This is a genomic window from Leptobacterium flavescens, from assembly GCF_010671605.1.
GTDB lineage: Bacteria > Bacteroidota > Bacteroidia > Flavobacteriales > Flavobacteriaceae > Leptobacterium > Leptobacterium flavescens.
Genome location: NZ_JAABOO010000001.1, coordinates 1,331,916 through 1,352,383 on the forward strand (window position 1 = coordinate 1,331,916; position 20,468 = coordinate 1,352,383).

18 protein-coding genes are annotated in these 20,468 nt (G+C 37.6%); 8 read left to right on the forward strand and 10 right to left on the reverse strand.

The window, feature by feature from the left end:
- The first annotated feature begins 3 nt into the window (after positions 1-3).
- Entirely contained in the window at positions 4-207 is a 204-nt protein-coding gene (locus tag GWK08_RS05835) for a hypothetical protein (RefSeq protein ID WP_163605955.1), read from the forward strand.
- A gap of 107 nt (positions 208-314) precedes the next feature.
- Positions 315-2,003 carry a S8 family serine peptidase gene (locus GWK08_RS05840; protein WP_163605956.1) on the forward strand — a complete coding sequence of 563 codons (1,689 nt, stop codon included), beginning with the start codon at positions 315-317 and terminating at the stop codon, positions 2,001-2,003.
- Positions 2,004-2,048: 45 nt separating this feature from the next.
- On the opposite strand, the gene GWK08_RS05845 is transcribed toward GWK08_RS05840, so the two are convergent.
- The 9 genes from GWK08_RS05845 to GWK08_RS05885 all read right to left on the reverse strand — a co-directional run bounded on the left by GWK08_RS05845 (position 2,049) and on the right by GWK08_RS05885 (position 11,268).
- A complete protein-coding gene (locus GWK08_RS05845) occupies positions 2,049-2,375 on the reverse strand; it encodes a hypothetical protein (protein WP_163605957.1) in 327 nt (108 codons plus the stop codon).
- 131 nt (positions 2,376-2,506) lie between these two features.
- The gene (locus GWK08_RS05850; RefSeq protein ID WP_163605958.1) at positions 2,507-2,833 is read right to left on the reverse strand and encodes a hypothetical protein; all 327 of its coding nucleotides are present in this window, start codon (positions 2,831-2,833) and stop codon (positions 2,507-2,509) included.
- Between the two features lie 235 nt (positions 2,834-3,068).
- Entirely contained in the window at positions 3,069-5,684 is a 2,616-nt protein-coding gene (locus GWK08_RS05855) for a carboxypeptidase-like regulatory domain-containing protein (RefSeq protein WP_163605959.1), read from the reverse strand.
- Positions 5,685-5,760: 76 nt separating this feature from the next.
- Positions 5,761-6,528 carry a GLPGLI family protein gene (locus GWK08_RS05860; protein ID WP_163605960.1) on the reverse strand — a complete coding sequence of 256 codons (768 nt, stop codon included), beginning with the start codon at positions 6,526-6,528 and terminating at the stop codon, positions 5,761-5,763.
- A 167-nt stretch (positions 6,529-6,695) separates the two neighbouring features.
- Positions 6,696-6,986: a hypothetical protein gene (locus GWK08_RS05865; RefSeq protein ID WP_163605961.1), complete on the reverse strand. Its 291-nt coding sequence runs from the start codon at positions 6,984-6,986 to the stop codon at positions 6,696-6,698.
- An 82-nt stretch (positions 6,987-7,068) separates the two neighbouring features.
- Positions 7,069-7,356, reverse strand: coding sequence for a hypothetical protein (locus tag GWK08_RS05870; RefSeq protein WP_163605962.1), 288 nt, complete (start codon positions 7,354-7,356; stop codon positions 7,069-7,071).
- Positions 7,357-7,702: 346 nt separating this feature from the next.
- Positions 7,703-9,112 (reverse strand): FAD-dependent oxidoreductase, encoded by a 1,410-nt coding sequence (locus GWK08_RS05875; protein WP_163605963.1) that lies wholly within the window; start codon positions 9,110-9,112, stop codon positions 7,703-7,705.
- 294 nt (positions 9,113-9,406) lie between these two features.
- Positions 9,407-10,222 (reverse strand): helix-turn-helix domain-containing protein, encoded by an 816-nt coding sequence (locus tag GWK08_RS05880; protein WP_163605964.1) that lies wholly within the window; start codon positions 10,220-10,222, stop codon positions 9,407-9,409.
- Between the two features lie 716 nt (positions 10,223-10,938).
- Positions 10,939-11,268 (reverse strand): single-stranded DNA-binding protein, encoded by a 330-nt coding sequence (locus tag GWK08_RS05885; RefSeq protein ID WP_163605965.1) that lies wholly within the window; start codon positions 11,266-11,268, stop codon positions 10,939-10,941.
- Between the two features lie 176 nt (positions 11,269-11,444).
- Here GWK08_RS05885 and GWK08_RS05890 point away from each other — a divergent pair, with 176 nt between their 5' ends.
- Genes GWK08_RS05890 through GWK08_RS05900 form a run of 3 tightly spaced genes read left to right on the forward strand, consistent with a single transcriptional unit; the run spans position 11,445 to position 15,759 of the window.
- Positions 11,445-14,600, forward strand: coding sequence for a VPS10 domain-containing protein (locus GWK08_RS05890; protein WP_163605966.1), 3,156 nt, complete (start codon positions 11,445-11,447; stop codon positions 14,598-14,600).
- An 18-nt stretch (positions 14,601-14,618) separates the two neighbouring features.
- Positions 14,619-15,404, forward strand: coding sequence for a PhzF family phenazine biosynthesis protein (locus GWK08_RS05895; protein WP_163605967.1), 786 nt, complete (start codon positions 14,619-14,621; stop codon positions 15,402-15,404).
- 1 nt (position 15,405) lies between these two features.
- Entirely contained in the window at positions 15,406-15,759 is a 354-nt protein-coding gene (locus GWK08_RS05900) for a hypothetical protein (RefSeq protein WP_163605968.1), read from the forward strand.
- 73 nt (positions 15,760-15,832) lie between these two features.
- On the opposite strand, the gene GWK08_RS05905 is transcribed toward GWK08_RS05900, so the two are convergent.
- Complete coding sequence (locus tag GWK08_RS05905; protein ID WP_163605969.1) at positions 15,833-16,294, reverse strand: CBS domain-containing protein; 462 nt, start codon at positions 16,292-16,294, stop codon at positions 15,833-15,835.
- A gap of 122 nt (positions 16,295-16,416) precedes the next feature.
- Between GWK08_RS05905 and GWK08_RS05910 the strand changes: the two genes are divergently transcribed.
- The 3 genes from GWK08_RS05910 to GWK08_RS05920 all read left to right on the forward strand — a co-directional run bounded on the left by GWK08_RS05910 (position 16,417) and on the right by GWK08_RS05920 (position 20,367).
- Positions 16,417-18,708, forward strand: a complete 2,292-nt coding sequence (locus GWK08_RS05910; protein WP_163605970.1) for a M20/M25/M40 family metallo-hydrolase — start codon at positions 16,417-16,419, stop codon at positions 18,706-18,708.
- Positions 18,701-19,504, forward strand: a complete 804-nt coding sequence (locus GWK08_RS05915; protein WP_239524860.1) for an SDR family oxidoreductase — start codon at positions 18,701-18,703, stop codon at positions 19,502-19,504. Before GWK08_RS05910 ends, GWK08_RS05915 begins: the two co-directional genes overlap by 8 nt.
- 170 nt (positions 19,505-19,674) lie before the next feature.
- Entirely contained in the window at positions 19,675-20,367 is a 693-nt protein-coding gene (locus GWK08_RS05920; protein WP_163605971.1) for a tetratricopeptide repeat protein, read from the forward strand.
- Positions 20,368-20,468 lie beyond the last annotated feature (101 nt).

Below are 20,468 nucleotides of genomic sequence, written 5' to 3' on the forward strand. Positions count from 1 at the left end.
ATTATGAAAAATGCAAGATCGCAATCGAAATTATTTCTGAAAAAATTTAGAGTTGCTAAATTAAATCGCCCTGATCTGATATTAGGTGGTGAAGGGGATGGAGACGGACAAGGTGAAACAATATTCACTAAAACCAAGACAAAACCTACTGTAAAACCCACTACTGAAAAACCAGTTGCGCAAGATGGCATTAGTGAAGAAGGTTAATTTTTTTTTATCTGAAAATTAGTTATCTTCTCCACTTTATGGACATATTAAAATAAAGGGCGATCTGCTATATTAGATCGCCTATTATTTAACTTTTAACATCTCTTATGCCTGAAATCTGCAAAAAAATAATTGGTTTAATCCTTCTGATATTAATTTTCTCCTGTAATCGAACAAAACACTTTCCTATTCCTTCTTCTATTTCCGATACTATTTCCAAAAAGATTCCGCTATCGGAGGGTGAAATGGAGAACTGGCTGCATAAAGATATTATTAATGATACCATACCGGGAACCAGTTTAGAAAGAGCTTATAATGAGTTGTTGAAGGGGCGAAAAGGTCAAAAAGTCATTGTTGCCATTATTGATACTGAAATTGACATTAATCACAAAGATCTGGATGGGCAGATTTGGATAAACGAAGATGAAATAGCAAACAATGGTATAGATGACGATGAAAATGGTTATATAGATGACCTTAACGGATGGAACTTTTTAGGCGGTCTCGATAATAATATTATTTACCTTCATTACGAATCGGTAAGGATCCTCAAAAAATATCAAAGAGTCTTTGAGGGAAAGAGTATTCAGGATATCTCTAAAGATTCTGTTGATCTATTCAAGCTTTATTTAAAGGCAAAAGATAAATATGATTCACAATTGAATAATGCCAGAGAAGAACAAGATTATGGAAATTTTCTGGCCGAAGGGTTTAAAAAATCCAAGGAAACGCTGAAACGCTTTTTCCCTAAAGAAGATTATACGTTAACTCAACTCGATAGTTTGTATGAAATTTACAAAAATGAGGAAGAACTGAGTAAATGGATCTATTTTATGCAGGATTATTTTCGATACGATCTATCCGAAAAATGGATTTATGATTTCAAAAGAAATGCCGATATGGTAATTGAGAAATCTCTTAATTTAGATTATAATGAGCATATTTCTTCCCAAGCAAACGAAAACTCAGTTGAAGACACTGATTATGGAAATAATAATATTTCCGGAAACATGGAAGTGTTTTACCACGGAACACAGGTTGCCGGGATAATTACTGCTAAAGGAGAAAATAGTTTAACAACAAATGGTGTTTTTAACAATATCGAACTGATGGACCTGGCTGTAGTTGCCAACCATGGGAATGAACGTGATAAAGATATAGCACTCGCCATAAAATATGCTGTAGACAACGGAGCCAAAATAATCAACATGAGTTTTGGAAAGGATCTCTCTTCCGATAAAGAATGGGTTCATGAGGCCTTTAAATATGCTGAAAAAAATGATGTCTTAATTATTTCTTCTGCAGGTAACAAAAGTTACAATTTAAATTTAATGAATGATTACTATCCCAACGACAATGTGGAAAACAAAGAAGAAATCTCAAACAATTTTATTCTGGTAGGAGCAAGCTCATCCAATTTAAATGAAAACCTGGTTGCCAGCTTTTCGAACTACGGAAAATATGATGTAGATATCTTTGCACCTGGACAAGAGATCAAAACCTTACTTCCTAATAACGGTTATAGGAAGGATAGCGGAACTTCTCTCTCTTCAGGTATTGTGAGCGGTATAGCTGCATTAATAAGGTCTCATTATCCGAATTTATCTGCCTCTGAAGTAAAACAGATTCTTATGCGGTCGGGAATAGAATACGATATGATTATAAATGTCCCCGGTTCCGGAGAAAAAAAACAGAAATTACATTTTAAAGAACTTTCAAAATCAGGAAAAATCATCAATGCATACAATGCCTTTTTAATGGCAAAAGAGCTTAGTAAAAGCTCTTTTGCACAATAAATAACAGGTAAAAGCAAAAATTTGCCGGTATTTAAAGTTTATAAATCAATTTTCAGCTATCTCTGCTGTAAAACCTTTGACTGCTTGAGCTAATTTCTTTCCAGCTTCTATACAATCTTTTCCCGTAACGCTTAACTTAACCGTAGTTCCGTTATAATCAACCTCCGCACTAACAGTACAGTCTTCCATATTATCATAAAGAACAGATTCGATCTTTAGGTCCAGGCTTGCAGGAATTGTCAAATCTGAAATAATAGATTTAGTTACAATAGTTGTGGATTGATCATCCTTTTTTTTGATTTCCGAATTATTCGCATATGAATTAGCGAAAAAAAACACACTTAGTGTCAGAACAAAAATTATTTTTTTCATTACAATATTATTTTTATGTCATTATATATTTAGTTTACTTTTTCTCCGTCGATCTGAATTTTGTTTATTTATTAAACATATCCCGACCGTATTGGAATCTGGATGAAAGCAGTCTGATTTAACAGGAGTCATTAATTTTCGCCATTAATTTCCTCCAAAAACCCTTTCACTGCCTGTGCAACACCGGCTCCAGCCTTCTCACAGGTATCCTCAGTAATACTCAGTGTTGTTTTTACCCCATTATAGCTCAATTCAACACTCAAAGTACATTCATATTCATTTATTTTTTTAAGCTCCAAGGATTTAATAATCACTGAAGCAGCATCAATACTTCCTTGCTGTGCTATCTCAGTTTTTTTTATAGTTTGATAATCATTTTCTTTTATTTCAGAACTATTTGCATAAGACTGAGTAAGAAAACTAAAGCTTATTGCTAAAACAAAAATTATTTTTTTCATAATATTTATATTTTAATGGTTAATATTTTTGGCAAATTCTGCTTTTGTTATTTTCGCCTACTCTTTAAAGGATTTTCGGCTTCCTCCTTCGTTACGTAACTTTTACTTAGATCGCTATCAAATGTAGGCTGGGAAGGGTTTTGAAGCAAACAAAGAACCTGATCATTTATAAATGCAAAGAGGTTATTTATAAACAAAGACAAGTCTGATAATAAGCTTAAAGTATGCCGGGATTTCAGAACCTAAAATCCAGTTTGAATAAAAAATATCTGGGTTGTAATCTGTATTCCGTACTATACCTATTCGTATCTCCAATAAAAAAATTGGCAAACGTATTCGTATTCCAAAGATTTTGTGCTGTAAACTTAAATTTTAACCTGTTTTTCTTAAGTACATATTGCAAATCCAGATCCGTAAAATAGAATGTATTATTCTGATCCAAGTTTCCGAAATAGTACCTCTCATTAATAAGTTTAAAAGTGAGTTTTCGTGAAAGATCAAAAGTCATATCCAGGAATGATTTATTATCCGTGTTGGTGCTTTCAATATTTGTTTCGACCCTGGAAGAGTTCCAGTTCGTTCCTACGTGAAAATTAAAAAAACCTGAAAACGCAGAACGTATCTCCATCCCATAAGAATAAGTCGTTGTTTTAATATCGCGCAAGTCAGAATTGTTTACAATGTTCTGAAAACTACTCTCCGAAACACTTCCGTTAATTTTAATATTGGAAGAAAGTTTGTCTATAAACTTATCGATATTCAGATTCCAGGAATAAGAGGTTTTATCATCCAGAATAATTCTTTCGGACAGGCTAAAGTTGGGGCTTATCTCGGTAGATGAACTTCTGTATTCATTTTCTTTTTGTAATAAAAAAGAGGTGTTTACCAAAAACTCATCTGCCCAATCACCAAATACATAACTAGTTAAAAACACATTACCCCTTAACTGATCAAATTCTCCAACTCCCCTATCAAAATTCCTAAATCCTGTAAGTATAAAGTTGTTTTGAATATCTGTTAAAGAAAAATTTCGGGTGTTAAACCGGTAAAGAATTGAAAATTTATTCTTCTTATTAATTAACCAGTTCAAACTTAACCCGGGAATTACATAAAAGGATGATTCTCTGGAGATAGTTCCTTCGTTTCCAACCAAAGCCCACAATTGATGTGGTTCTAAAGACGCTCTCAGCTCAACCTTATTTATCCTGTATTTATATCTTAATTTTCCGAATATATCGTTTAATTGATAATCCAGGGCGTTAAAAAACTCATTCCCTGCATTAACAACCCCATCGTTTTGATCGATAAAAGAAAGCTGACTATTCAGATTATTTTTTGTATTGGAATACCCCAGTTTTATTTCAAGATTAGCATTTTTGGAATTAACAATGTAATCACCTTCTATACCAAAAAAATTAAGTTTACTGTCTATATTTTGATGAACCGCCACAATATCATTCAACTCTGGAAATAATTGGTCAAAAATAAAATCATCTATTCTGTAAGTTTGAGGCCTTTCATCATATAAATATCTCCCGGTAATAAGAATAGCGCTTTTATCCTCAATCCGCTTGGTATATGTTATTCTCTGATCTGTAAAATGATTATCGGTATCTAAAAACTGATTAATCTCTTCATTATTAAATATCAGTCTGGAGACATCTTCTTTATTTGAAATGTTATATTTCCCCGAATATTCAATTCTTGAATCTTTGCTAAGCGAATAAATAGCATCCCATTTACCAAATCCTGTGCGTATTTTTTTTCGCACTCTAAGATCTTCAGTATTGGTAAAACTATCGTCTCCTATGAAAAACTGCGTGATACTATTTCTGAAAAAATCATTTTCATCAGTGTTAAAAAAAAGCAATCCTTTAATTTTTAATTTATCCGATGGATTAAATATTCCGCTCAACGACGCTAACTCAGCGTTATTGATATTTACCCTTCTACTATTTAAGTTCGGGGTAAAGGTTCCGATATTAACAAATTCATTGGCTGAAAGACCATCTCCTATATAGTTGGTTCCGGATAATGCATTAGGATTGATTAATTGATAGATATCTCCTGTAGGGTCTGTTCCGATATTATTGAGCCCTCCAAAAAAATAGTATTTACTTTTCTTATTAAAAGATATAAGGTTAAGCCTATTTTCATAAAACTGTTCAGAACCATAACCCACTGTTGCATTACCGAATAAAGAAGTTTTTCTATCTTCTTTTAATGTAAGGTTTAGCGCAACTTTATCACTATCTTCTATTCCTTTCAGAAGAGCATTGTTCGAAAACTTTTCTAATACCTCAACCTTGTCAAGCACTTCTGAATTAAGGTTTTTGGTCAGCAGCTTATACCCTTTTTCAAAAAGATCATCTCCTTCAACCATAACTTTTTCAATGGACTTTCCTTGCACGGTTATATTTCCATCCTCACTTACATCAATTCCGGGGAGTTTTTTTAAAACATCCTCTATTACTTCTTCTGTCCCATCCGTGAAATGATTAACTTTAAAACTAATCGTATCTTTCTTTCTAATTATGGGAATATTTGAATTTACCACTACTTCATCCAGAATAAGTGTTTCTCTGCTTAAAACTACATCCCGATGTATTACAGATTGAGGGCGAATACTATCTATTTCGAATAGAACTCGCTTCTTTTTAAAGGAAAGGCTACTAACATTCAACACGAACGAACCTCTTTTTTTTAAACTAATGGTATATTCTCCTTCCTCATTCGTATATGCGAAGGTCAATATTGCTGTTTTTCCCTCTTCCTGAATGAATACATTAGCATAGGGAATAACAACCCCAACCGAATCCTTAACTACACCTTCCACCAATGTTTGCGCCATGACTGGCAGAGAGTTAAGTACGGTAAAAAGGAAAATATAAAAAACCCTTTTAGAAAACATTTCTAATTCTTAATTCTTATTGTTTTCCAAAATCTCTTTCCAAAAAATTTTCCGAAGTACTTTCTACACTTACGGTAACACCGCGCGGAAATTTAGATTTAAGTTTTTTTACGAGGTCATTAGCTAAATTCTTTTGTGATTCTGCATATTCCTGAACACTAATTCTTTTACCTTCTTCAAAAATTTTTGAGTAGTCAAACGCTTTTTGAGGCCCAGAAGTTTTAATGGATTTAAAATAGAATTGCACAAACTTTTCTTTGTCATATGCTTCTAAAATAAGTCCTGGTAACCCTTGCAATTTCCATGGCCCTGCATTCACAGGGACATCCAAAGTGTACCAGGCTGTATAAATTCTTCCTCTAAACTCTCCTATAGCTTTATGACATGTAAAACTCCCTATTTTTTTGGTTTCCTCTTTAAGATCCCATTTAATTCTGGGGTTGTTTTCCTCAAGAATAATTACTTCCTTAAATCTCAGGCTTCTGGTTAACAAACTACCTTTACCAAAATCTGTATAATTAATAGTTCCTGTTTCATCGGTTATATCCAGATGAAATTTATAATTACCGAACTCATCTGTGGAAGTTGCAGATTTATTTGTAGTATCGTTCCAGTGAAAAAAAGATCTGTTATTCTGGATATACAAGGTTGAATTGTATTGTTTTAACTTACCTAGGTTAATATGCATTTCATAATTTAATGTCATATTGTTTTTATAAGTTCCGTTTTGAGCAACAATTATATTACTCAGAGAAAAAACGATTAAATAGAATATTTTTTTCATAATTTGAATTGTATAGCTGCTTATAAAAACCACCTCTAAAACCCATATGTGATTTTGGTGTATCTCTTATGGGCTTTAAAGTTGATTTTATGAGTTAAAAATTGAACTTTTAATACTTTTCTAAAGAAAACAAGTAATTGTAAAGACTTGATTATAAATAAAATGGATTAATTTTCGCCGCTAACTTCTGCCCAGAAGCCTTTAACGGCTTGTGCTATACCCGCACCAGCTTTTTCACAGTCATCTTCGGTAATACTTAATTTTATTGCCACACCATTGTAGCTGAATTCTGCACTCAAAGTACAATCGAATTCATCGGTGTTTAGTAATTCAACATCGGTAGTTTTGATATCTAAAGAAGATATTTGATCTTTAGCTTTTTCCACACTTGAATTACTGGCATATGTATTTGTAAATAATGTTAAACATATTGTCAAAATAAAAATTGTTCTTTTCATAATTGTATATTTTTATAGTTATTAAATTTTGTTTGACAAATCCTCACAATTACTTGTTTAATTTTTAAATGTATTTTCTACATTAAAATATTTCAGATATGAAACCATTGATAGCGTCTCCGATTCCTTCTCTTGCTTCTTCACAAGTATCTGCGGTAATACTTAAACCAACACCTATTATTCCAGATTGGGTTGGCACGTAAATTTTAATTGAAAGTGTACAATCTTCGTCCGGAGTGATTTGATCTCCAATATTGTTTGAAATAAGGGATTTAATCTCTGTCGAACTCATATCGTTCGTATTCGGTCCTGCATCTGTAAAACTTGTTAATAGACCGAATAAGATCATAAGAAAGAAAAATCGTTTCATGATTTAAATCTTTTAATTAATATAACCTACTCGTTAAAGGATTTTCGGTTTCCTCCTTAGTTACGTAACTGTTTGCGATTTAAACCAAATGTAGATTCATAAAGATCTTAAAACAAGTAAAGGCAACGACCATTTATAAATGAAAAGAGGTTTATTTATAAACGAAGACCGTCAGAGTATAAAAGATGATTAAAATGGATTGATCCTTCAAATTAGAAAAGGATTGCAATCATTCTATAAATATCAATGGGTTAGTATGTGCTAAAATATTAAGGTCCCAAAAAAGTAGCAAGATGGGACCTTAATTTCGCACCGGGTCAGATTGGAGTACGGGTAACTTTCTAAATTATTCCTTTAAATAACTTCTAAGGCCGTAACTGGCAAGGACACCTTCACCGGTAGCAGCTGCCACCTGTGCAATAGCTCCTTCCCTGCAATCTCCGGCAGCAAAAACCCCATCTACTGAAGTTTGAGCAAGGCCGGTAGTTTTGATAAAGCCTTTCTCATTCAGATCGATAAATTCCTGAAAAGAAGTTGTATTCGGAATAAGGCCGATAAAGATAAATACCCCATCGGCAGAAATAAGTTCTTCCTCTCCGCTATTATTATCTTTTACTTTCAAAGCTTTAAAAAGTCCCTTCTCATCTGCTACAAACTCCACGGAGGTCTTATCCATAAAAGTTTCTATATTATCAATAGCAGGAAGTTTTTCAACATAGGTTTTAGAAGCTGAAAACTCCTGACTTCGGTTTACGATCTTCACTTTTTTGCAGAAACCGGAAAGGAAAATACCCTCTTCCAAAGCGCTGTTTCCTCCACCTATAACTATCACTTCTCTGTCACGATAGAAAGCTCCGTCGCAAGTAGCACAAAAATGTACTCCGGAACCGATCAGATCTTCTTCTCCCGGAATATTTAATCTGCGATAAGTAGATCCTGTTGCCAGAACCAATGACCTGGCACTATAAGTATCGAGTTTGGTTTTTACCTGAAATATCCGGTCCCGGTTTACAATATCCGTCACCTCTTCCCCGGTTTTGATCTCTGCTCCATAAACTTTTGCCTGTTCCTCCATTTTTTCCATCAGAGCAGGTCCGGAGATATTCTGAAAACCTGGATAATTCTCTATTTTCTCTGTTAAAAAGGCATTCCCTCCAATAGTAGATTTCTCCAGGATCAATGTATCAAACCGGTCGCGTTGTGCATAAATAGAAGTGGTTAACCCTGCGGCTCCTCCACCTATTATGATGGTATCGTAGGTTTTTGTCTGCTTTTCGGCATCCAGCTTTAAAATATCCCGCAAATAGGCATTATCAGGATTCGTATATGCAACATTATTTATGAGGATGGTTGGAATAATACGTTTACCGTTGTTTATTTTTTCAACTTTAGTGGTAGCCCAATCGTGTTCGTCTACATCAATAAACTGAAAATTGATCTCATTGTCCTTTAAATAGCTTTTCGCCCTTCGGCAATCCGGGCACCAATCGGCACCGTATAATTGTATCACCCCCTGCTTATTGATCCCCAGAACAGAAGCCAAGACACTATTATCCGGGTTTGTATAAGATCTTTCATTTATGATGATGGTCGGGATAATGCGCTTCCCGTTGTTGATGGATTCTACTCTTTTTGTAGCTTCTTCATCCAGGTCGACATCAACAAATTCGAAATCGATCCCGTTTTCCTTTAAATAACTCTTTGCTCTTCTGCAATCCGGGCACCAGTCTGCACCGTAAAATTTTATATCATTCATTGTAAATGGATGTCTGTAGTTTATAATTATTTGATACAAAGATAAATGTAGCCATCCGTTCTGAAGAGGGCAAATCCTCCCTATTCCTTGTCAAATTTTCCTTGACAACCCTACTCCGCCATATATACCCTTGGTTTGAGATATCCAACAACGAAAAAACAACCGCCTAAAAAAGGCGGTTATTTCTCAACTTAACAACTACTAACTCAGCTACAAAACGAGGTTGCGCTGAATATTCAATATTGATATGTCATCTGATCAACAATATTTCTCAAGTTCCTTATATATTCAGGTTCAGGTAGAGTTATTCCTGTAAATAATATATTTCAGTATCTTTTTTTGCCATTGTTTTCGGAATTCTCCGGGGCTCATTCCTGTATTTTTTCTAAAAAATCTGGCAAAATAAGCCGGATCGTTAAACCCTATCTCATAACAGATAGAACTTATATGATTATCGGTAAATGCTAATTCTTTCTTAGCTTCCGCGAGAATTCTGGTTTTAATAAAATGATGAGGATTAGGAATATTAATTGCCATAAATAATTCGGTGGCTTTTTTTGAGGTAACTCCGAGTAACTTTGCATAAAAACCGATCCGGTGCTGCATTTTATAATGAAAATGAACTTGGGTTACGAACAGATAAGCCCTGAGTTCATCTTCGGTAGCTTCTTCCAGGCATAACAGCTCAAAAAGGTAAAAAACCTTTTCTTCATTAGATGATTTTTTGTCTGTAAGTCTTTCAGGAAAGACAAAATTATCCGTAAATCTTCTCTGTTCTTTATTCTTCGTCTTAATTTCAAAAAACTTTTCAGGCTTTCCGAATACTTTCAGGAAGGTATTAGATTTTATAAGGGCTCCGGTTCCCCGAAAAGCAAAACCCATAAGCATTTCATAGTTCTCGATCATCAATACCTCATCCGGGCAAAGAGCAATAACTCTGTAACCCGAAATATTCATCCGTTGAAAATTAAGATAAAGCTGCCCGTGGTGCTTTACAAAAAGAAGTGTAAAGCAATTTGGGTCTGTAACTACTATCGGTTTGCCGTCCCCATTAATCCTTTTAATATTCCCTGCAGTATATAAACCCTGATTATTTTGGTTGGTATCCATCTGCAAAACATTAAAGTGTTAATGATTAAAAAATAGGCCTGTCAGACCTGTCATCTTTTATGGTTAAAAGATCAAAACCACTTCGAAGTTTTGACGGTGTTTAATTTTTTACACATCGTTATATTTTTGGTTTAGGGTTAAAAGTTGTTTTTAGTATTATTTCCGAAGGCTTATAATTCCATTATCCCTGTAAATAATTTTCTAAACACATAAAAGGCAGTTTATCCCTTTTTGTATTCGGCCTGATCAAGGCAGTAAAAAAGGTAGTTCCGAGAAGTCGTAAAAGGCCTTAAAAACAACTATCTGTTTCCCGGAATCGTAAATTATTTTAAAGGAATTTGTCTTAAGCCAGGAGCCAATTTAGAAGATCGAATGAAAAAAAAATTGGACTTTTTTCTTTTATTTAACACTTCTGTACGATTGTCTGCTTTGATCTCAGGGGGTTTTGTAAATCGGTTTTTCTTCCAGGAGTGGTGTGTTCCGGTATTTTTTTCATCCCCTTTCCCTTTTCTGATGAGTATCTGTTACGGATACCACCAATCGGGAAGAATATTGAATAAAAAGTAGAAAGACAGGGTTTAAGGCAACTTTCAAAAGAGTTGTAGAAATAGAATCAATTGAATTGAGTTGATCTAAAGATATTGTTTCGATATCGCTTTTCAGAATAAAATTAAGAATAACCGCCTTTGTTAAGGCGGTTATTCTTTTTTCAGAAATCAGCCGAGCATCAGAATTTCGTTACAGTTAATTTCGGTAACATATCGCTTTATGCCCTCTTTGTTCTCGTAACTCTTATTCTGCAGTTTCCCCAGTATAGCTACTTCACTACCTTTGTTCAGGTACTTCTCAACGATCTCTGCCGTTTTTCCCCAGGCAACGATCTGATGCCATTGTGTATCTTTAATAACATCTCCGTTTGCATTTTTGTAGGAATCGTTTGTAGCCAATGAAAACTTTGCCAGCTTCTTTCCGCTCTCCAGACTGATCACTTCCGGGTCGTTCCCCAGATTCCCGATCAATTGTACTTTGTTTCTTAATGTACTCATACTAATAATTTTATTGTTAAACCATCTCTTTCCATGTCCTCCACACCGATCTAACAAGGCAAATATATTTTATTCTGAATTTTTTTTGATAATTGTAAGTAATTACTTTCGTATGTAAACATTTGTAGTCGTTTGTACATGAATATTTTTAGTATCTTCACAAAAAATCATCAACAATGAAACCAACCAGAATCATTCTTGTCCTTTTATTAATATTTCCGTTATCAATTTATCCGCAGAGACGTGCAAAAAAATCCAAAGTCAACACCGAAAACATAGATGAAACTCAGTTCAAAGCCTTAAAATGGAGGAATATCGGTCCCTTCAGAGGCGGAAGAAGTGTTGCTTCCAGCGGAGTAGTATCCGATCCTATGACCTATTATATGGGAAGTACCGGAGGCGGGGTATGGAAAACCTCCGATGGCGGTATCAGCTGGAAAAATATTTCAGACGGTTTCTTTAAGACCGGGAGCGTTGGAGCTATTGCCGTTGCCGAATCCGATCCGAATGTAATCTTTGTCGGAATGGGAGAACACGCTATTCGCGGGGTGATGACCTCCAGCGGTGACGGAGTATACAAATCTACAGATGCCGGAAAGACCTGGAAGCACGTGGGACTTGATCAGACGATGCATATTTCCGATGTGATCATCCATCCGCAGGATCCGGATGTTGTTTTTGTGGCAGCTCAGGGGGCTCAATACGGCGCATCGGAAGAGAGAGGAATATATAAATCGACAGATGGTGGTGAAAGCTGGAAACGAGTACTCTTTGTTTCGGAAAATACCGGAGCTTCATCCCTGTCGATGGATATGAAAAACCCGAGGATCCTTTATGCCTCTATATGGCAGCATAGGCGTTATCCGTGGACCATAGAATCGGGAGGAGAAGAATCCGGATTGTATAAATCGACAGATGGTGGTGAAAGCTGGGATAAAATGGAAGATGGTCTTCCCGAGGCCTTTGGAAAATCGGGGATAAGTGTTTCAAGAGCAAATCCCGACAGACTTTGGGCGGTCATTGAGGCCGAAGGAACAAAAGGCGGAGTATACAGGTCTGATGATGGCGGAAAAAAATGGTCCCAGATCAATAAAGACCGGGTTAATATAGCCAGATCCTGGTATTATATGGAGATATTTGCCGATCCTCAGGATGAAAATATAGTGTATGTACTCAATGCACCGGTGATGAAATCTATTGACGGAGGAAAGAGTTTTTCTCCCCTCCCTACTCCACACGGAGATAATCATCATCTCTGGATCAATCCTACGAATAATAAGATCATGATCAACTCCAATGACGGAGGTGCTAACGTTTCATTTAACGCAGGAGAAAGCTGGTCATCTCAACAGTTCCAGCCTACAGCTCAGTTTTACAGGGTAATCACAGATAATCGTGTTCCCTACTATGTTTACGGAGGGCAACAGGATAATTCGGCCATAGCCATTGCCAGTCGTACCAATGATCAGGGGATAGACTGGAAAGACTGGTATTCGGTGGCAGGATGTGAAAGCGCCTACCTGGCCTTTGATCCTGATAATCCGGAAGTTGTTTATGGCGGATGTTATCAGGGGATCATTGAACAGTGGATCAAATCGTCGGGAGAAGGAAAATCTATCAAGGAATATCCCGAACTGGCTTTGGGAAATGCTCCTTCCGATTTTAAATATCGTTATAACTGGAATGCACCTATTATCAGTTCTCCTCACGACAGGAATACTATTTATCACGCCGGGAATGTAGTGTTTAAAACTACCGACGGGGGTTTAAACTGGGAAAAAGTAAGTCCGGACCTCACAAGGAACAACAAAGACCAGCAAATTCCGGGAGGCGGACCCTACACTAATGAGGCTGCAGGGGGTGAAAACTACAATACGCTTATGTACCTTGTAGAATCTCCTCATGAAAAAGGGGTGCTCTGGGCAGGATCGGATGACGGCCTGCTTCATTTAACAAGGGATGGCGGTGCCAATTGGAAAAATGTAACCCCGCCGAGAATGCAGGAAGGTATTATCAATTCTATTGAAGTATCTCCCCATGATCCGGGAACTGCTTATATAGCAGTGATGCGTTATAAATTCAACGATCTGAAACCCTATATTTACAAAACTTCGGATTATGGGAACACCTGGACGAAGATCACAGACGGCATTGATGACCCTCATACTTTTGTGCGGGTGGTGAGAGAAGATCCGAAAACTAAAGGTTTGCTTTATGCAGGAACCGAAACGGGTCTTTATATCTCGGCAAATGATGGTGCCAGCTGGCAAAAATTCCAGCTTAACCTGCCCGTCGTTCCTATAAATGATCTTGTTATTCAGGATAATGATCTTGTGGCCGCAACAGCGGGAAGATCTTTCTGGATCCTGGATGATCTCGGAGCCATACAACAATCTTCAGGAAAATTCGGAGAGGGCAAGCTTAAAATATTCAGCCCGAAAAACACCTATCGCCTCTTTGGCGGCTCATCCGCTAATACTAACGGAGGGCAGGGACAAAACCCGAAGGAAGGCGTTACTTTCGATTATTACCTCAACAAGGACATAGACTCGGTTTCCTTTAAATTAAAGATATTCGATCAGCAGAATAACCTGATCCGGACTTATAGTAATCAACCGCAAAAAAACTTTAAATCCTGGCCCGGAGGGCCTCAAAAACCAGCTGTGTTGTCTTCCAAAAAAGGAGTTAACCGCTTTACATGGGATTTCAGACGGGAAACTCTTCCGGCTGTAGACAAGGTATTTGTCTTTGGAGACTACAGAGGTTCCAGAGTAGCCCCGGGAACCTATAAATTGCGACTGGTTATGGAGAAGGATTCCGTGGAAACTCAGGTTGTCATTCTTCCTAATCCGAAAGTCAAATCAACCGGTTCGCAATTCAGCCAGCAACAGGATTTTCTCAGGGAGATAGAAAACACGGTAAAGGATATTCATGAATCTGTTAACAGCATGCGCTCCGCAAAAAATCAGTTGAAATCATATGCATCCTTACTAAAAGGCAAAAAAGAGGCTGAGGAATTACTTGAAAAGGGTAAGGCCATCAGTGAGCGAATCGGGAAATGGGAAGAAGAGCTTATCCAGCCTAAGCAAAAGACCTTTCAGGATGTTATCAACTTTAACAACAAGCTGAATGCAGAGCTTTTAAACCTGAAAAGCTATGTCGATGCAGCAGACCCGGCCCTTACGAAAGGGGCAAGGGAACGTCTGGCAGACCTTAAAGGACAGTGGAAAAGATTCTCCGATGAGAAAAACGCCATTATTTCAACAGAAATGAATGCATATAACGACCTGTACAGGCAGCTCGGGCTTCCTGCTCTTATTTTAAAAGACTAAATCATTAAATAAAAAGCTATGATCATTCCCATTTATCAGGTAGACGCCTTTACCACCAAGGTATTTCAGGGCAATTACGCGGCAGTTTGCCCCTTAAGAAGGTGGCTGGAAGATGAAGAACTATTGAATATTGCCCGGGAAAACAACCTTTCGGAAACGGCATTTATCATTCAGGAGGGAAAGGATTTCACTATCCGCTGGTTTACTCCTGATATTGAAATGGATCTGTGCGGGCATGCCACGCTGGCCAGCGCCCACGTCATCTTTAACCACCTGTACTATTCGCAGGAGGAGATTGTTTTTAATTCTGCAAGCGGCACTTTAAAGGCCATTAAAAATGACGAGTTCATCTATCTGGATTTCCCAAGTCGCATGCCGGTCCCTGCAGAACTGCCTGAGGTCATTGGATCAGCTATGGGGAAAGCACCTAAGGAAGTACACAAATCCAGGGATTACGTCTTGCTTTATGAGAATGAAGAAGAGATCCTGAACCTGAAGCCAAAAAAGGAGATCCTGGATCAGATCAACCTGGATCCCGGAGGTATTATTGTGACGGCCCCCGGAGAGGAAGTCGATTTTGTTTCGAGATTTTTCACTTCCCAGGCCAGTATATTTGAAGACCCGGTAACCGGATCGGCACATTGTTCCCTGATCCCTTTCTGGTCGGAGCGTCTTAATAAAACAGATCTGAATGCAAAACAATTATCAGAACGCGGAGGCGAACTTCACTGCATCCTGAATAAGGACAGGGTATTGATAGGAGGCAAATGCGTTACATACTTAAAAGGAGAGATTTATATTTAATATGGAAGAAAGAAGATGTTTGGAATGCGGAGGGAAAATAGTAGGGCGAATCGATAAGAAGTTTTGCTCGGACTATTGCAGAAATACCTATAACAACAAGATCAATAAAGACAGTAAGAATCTTATACGGAATATTAACAATCGTCTCCGGAAGAATTATCGTATCCTGGAGGCTCTTAATCCGGATGGAAAAACAAAGACTTCGAGAGCTAAGCTACTGGAGAAAGGTTTCGATTTTAATTATTTCACCAATCTGTACACCACCAAAGCCGGGGCAACCTATTATTTTCTTTATGATCTGGGATATCTGGCACTGGAAAACGATCTCTATATCATTGTAAAAAGAGATCTTTAGTTATGGCACAAAAAATACCTCCCGCAGACAATGGTCTGCAGTATCAGAATAAATTACCGAGGGAAAACAGAATTTACCAATTCTGACTGCTTAACTTCAGGGCGGCAACTACTACATCTTTTCTACTGATCTGTCCGACCAGTTTACCTTTTTGAAGAACAGGTAACCTTCTCCTGTTACTCTTATAAAAGACAGACGCAGCATCAAAGATACTTGTGTCATGAGGAATGGTCTCTACCTCCTTTGTCATGAAGCGCTCTACACTTTTATCGAGAATAGGCATATTAAAATACCGGCTTTCCGATATCTGCTTCATACAATCGGCTTCGGAGATAATACCAACAAGTTCCTCCTTGTCATTTACAACAGGACCTCCTGAAATGCGATGTTTTATAAAGAGTTCCATTACTTCCAGTATGGACTGTTCGGGACTAAAAGTCACCAAACTTTTCATCATATGATCTTCTACCAATAAAGGAGCATTGTACTCTTTTTTTACTTTCTCCCTCGCACCTTGAAAACTCTTTATAGCCATGATATTAAAGTTTTGGTTAGTATATAAAGTTAGTCATTTTAAATTAATTAGAATAAAAAAAGTCTATTCCATCTCTGTTAAAATAGCTGAATTTCCTATTTTTATGAGGTAAATACTCTCAAATGAAAAAACTCTCTACCCCCCTCTCCCTCCTTCTTGTTTCAGCTATTATTTATTGGAGTTACTATGCTTTAATGCCACGGGATTACAGCAGATCCGATGCAGAAAAAAGCCAGTTTTCTACCGAACGGGCCCTGGAGCATGTAAAAGTAATGTCGGAAAAAGAACATTTTGTAGGCGCTCCTGCCCATGAAGAGGTCAGGAACTACATAATCGGGCAGTTACAGGCCCTGGGACTGGAAACCAGTACGCAGGAAGGTTATACTTCCGGAGATTGGGGTAATTTGAGCAAACCCATAAATATCCTCTCTAAAATTGAAGGAAGCGGAAATGGTAAAGCCCTGATGCTATTGTCTCATTATGACAGTAATCCCCATTCATCTTTAGGTGCCAGCGATGCAGGAAGTGGGGTAGCCACCATCCTGGAGGCAGTGAGAGCATTTTTATCTAAAGGAGAACAACCTAAGAACGATATTATAATCCTGATCTCGGATGCTGAAGAATTAGGGCTTAACGGAGCTCAGCTGTTTGTTAATGAGCATCCATGGGCCAAAAATGTTGGCCTTGTACTTAATTTTGAAGCCCGCGGAAGCGGTGGCCCCAGTTATATGCTGATTGAGACCAATGGGGGTAATAAAGAACTTATCAAGGCATTTAGTGATGCCGGACCTCAGTATCCCGTAGCCAATTCCCTGGCTTACAGTATCTATAAAATGCTTCCGAATGATACGGATCTTACCGTTTTCAGGGAAGATGGAGATATTGAAGGCTTTAATTTTGCATTTATAGATGATCATTTCGATTATCATACCGTTAAGGACAATTACGAGCGACTGGACAGGAACACCCTGGAACATCAGGGAAGTTATATGATGCCATTGCTCTCTTATTTCAGTAATGCTGATCTTTCCAGCCTTAAGAGCGATGAAGACTATGTTTATTTTAATGTTCCGGTCTTTAAGCTTGTTTTTTATCCGTTTTCATGGATCCTCCCGATGTTAATTATTGCAGTGGTGCTCTTCCTTTTCCTGATCGGTTACGGGCTGAGAAATCAGCGTTTAATGCTTTCGGAGGTTTTTAGAGGTTTTGTTCCTTTTCTCACCTCTCTAATTATTTGCGGACTGATAGGCTATTTCAGCTGGTCGTTACTAACCAGTCTTTATCCGCAGTACAGGGATATGCTTCACGGTTTTACCTATAACGGACACCTCTATATCGCCACCTTTGCAACTCTGAGTATAGCCATCACTTTCTGGATATACAGCAGGTTTAAAAAAATGAAAACGGCAGATCTAATGGTAGCCCCTTTAACTATTTGGTTGATCATTTGTGCCCTGGTAGCTTTTTATCTGCAGGGAGCCAGCTTTTTTATTATTCCCGGACTGGCTACACTCATTGCTTTTTATGTTCTCTTAAAGCAGGAGAAACCATCCATACTGCTGTTAGTGCTGATGATATTACCCGGTTTATGGATATTGAGTCCGTTTATACAAATGTTTCCCGTAGGCCTGGGATTAAAAATGATGGTGGCAGCAACTGTTTTTACCGTTTTGATTTTTGGCCTTAGTCTTCCTGTCTTCGGTTTTTACAAAAGAAAGAAGAGAATTGCCTGGATAGCACTTCTGTTTGCCATAGCATTTTTTATCGGCGCCCATCTTAAATCAGGGTTTAACAGCGAAAATGCCAAACCAAACAGTTTGCTTTATGTATTGAATGCCGATGAGAATAAGGCCATGTGGGCAACTTACGACACCTATCTGGATAATTGGGTAGAGCAGTATATCGGAGAAGAGAAGAAGGATCCGAAAGAATTGGTTACAGAGACCTTCAGCAGTAAATACGGTACCGGTTTTTCATATGTTTCGGAGACATCGGTCAAAAATATTCCAGGTCCGGAAATACAATTAAGCAAAGATACCCTGATAGGCGATAAGCGTTTTCTACAGGTTTGTATCAGGCATCAACGCCCGGTAAACAGGCTTGAAGTCTTTACAAATCAGGAAGCACAGCTGGAGAGTTGTTCAGTGAATGGAGTTTCCCTTCCGGAAGCCTTTTTACAAAATCCGAGGCGCAGAGGAAAACTGGTTGCACACTATATCAGCAATAACAGTTATACGGAAATAGATATGGTCATTAAGAAAGGGAGTCCGTTAGAACTGGATATATACGAATCTTCAAACGATTTGCTTAAAAACCCTCTCTTTTCGATCCCAAAACGTCCGGAAAACACTATTCCGATGCCTTTTGTTCTGAACGATGCCATTATAGTAAAAAAATCCTTTAAAGTTGAGTAAAAACATTGCGATCATGGGATGCGGCTGGCTGGGGTTTCCCCTGGCTGTTTCCCTTATTGAAAAAGGATATATTGTAAAAGGTTCTACCACATCAGCAGAAAAAAAAGAAGTGCTATCCGAGGCAAGGATCCAGCCCTATCTTATTGAACTTTCCTCTAAAGCGATTAAAGGGGATATTGACGGATTTTTATCGGGAACTGATGTATTTATAGTTAATATTCCTCCTAAATTGAGAGGAATAAATTCTGAAAATTTCGTTCTTAAAATTCTTTTATTGATAGAGAATATAAAAAATCACAACGTCAAAAAAGTCTTATTTATTAGTAGTACATCGGTATATACCGATGATAATTCCATCGTTTCCGAAGCTACTCAACCGAGGCCTCAGACCGAAAGTGGGAAGCAACTTCTGGAAGCAGAGCAAAAACTTCAGGCCTGCCCGGAATTTGAGACCACAATCATCCGTTTTGGTGGGTTGATCGGAGGAGAACGACACCCAATATATTTTCTCTCCGGCAAAAAAAATATTAAGAATCCTAATGCTCCTCTTAACCTGATTCACAGAGACGATTGCATGGCCATTATAGAAAAGATCCTGGCCACAGAAAAGTGGGGAACTGTTTTTAATGCTGTTTATCCCGACCATCCTTCCAAAAAAGAATATTACAGCCGGAAAGCAGCGGAATTTAAATTAACGCCTCCCAATTTTGACGAAGCAACTCCATCTACAGGAAAAACTATCAGTTCGGACAAACTTATACGAGAATTGAATTATCGTTTTACTACAGCATTATAAAGCTTTAGCATCCCATTAAGAGTTTTATTCAATAATTTTAATAGTTTTGGAACAATTAAAAACAAACCAAGCGTAACGAATCGTGAGAGTAATCATGTGACAGTGAGGACTTCAGGCGATGAATTTTACCGGCAGAAAACGCCGGGGCAGACATTAAAATAATTCAACAGATGAAAAAATTAGTTTTTTTCCTATTTCTAGGAAGTGTGATGACAGCACAGGCACAGAGCAAAAATGATCTAATTGCTCATTACCAGGCTTACTATAAGCAAATGAAGACACAGGGAGATGTACAGGGAGTAATCAATGCCATGACACATCTTAATATTTTAACACCTTCTCAGGCCAGGAAAGATACCCTGGCTTATTTATATGTTAACAGTGGGAAGCATATTCAGGCTCTGAATACCCTTGGTATAGAAAAAAACCCATCGGATTCCGACCTTGCCGTAGAGGTAAAGGCTGTTTCATTAAAAGCTGTAAATCAACCTCAGCGTGCATTAGAGCAATACGAGGTTTTATTTTCACGTAAACCCAATCCGTATCTGGCTTATGAGATTGCCGACCTGAAAATACAGACAGGAGATATGCCGGGAGCTGCGATAAAGATCACTTACGGACTTACCAATGCCAAGGATGAAATGAAATACGCTTATTACGAAACCGGAACTCCTTATGAGGTTCCACTAAAAGCGGCGTTTACCTATCTGAAGGCTATTCATGAATTCAATAAGGATCAGAAAAATATCGACGCTGCGGTAGCTGTTATTGATGAAGCACTGGCACTGGCACCAAATTTTAATCTGGCAAACATCAGCAAGCAGGCTTTACTGAAGAGAAAAGAAGATGCTAATAAGCAGTAGTTGTTAGTTGTTGGTTGTTAGTTATTAGCGGTTAGCAACTGTTACTCCTTCACTTTGTTTCGGAGTATGTGGAAAAATTATAAAGATAAAAGCCCTGACGA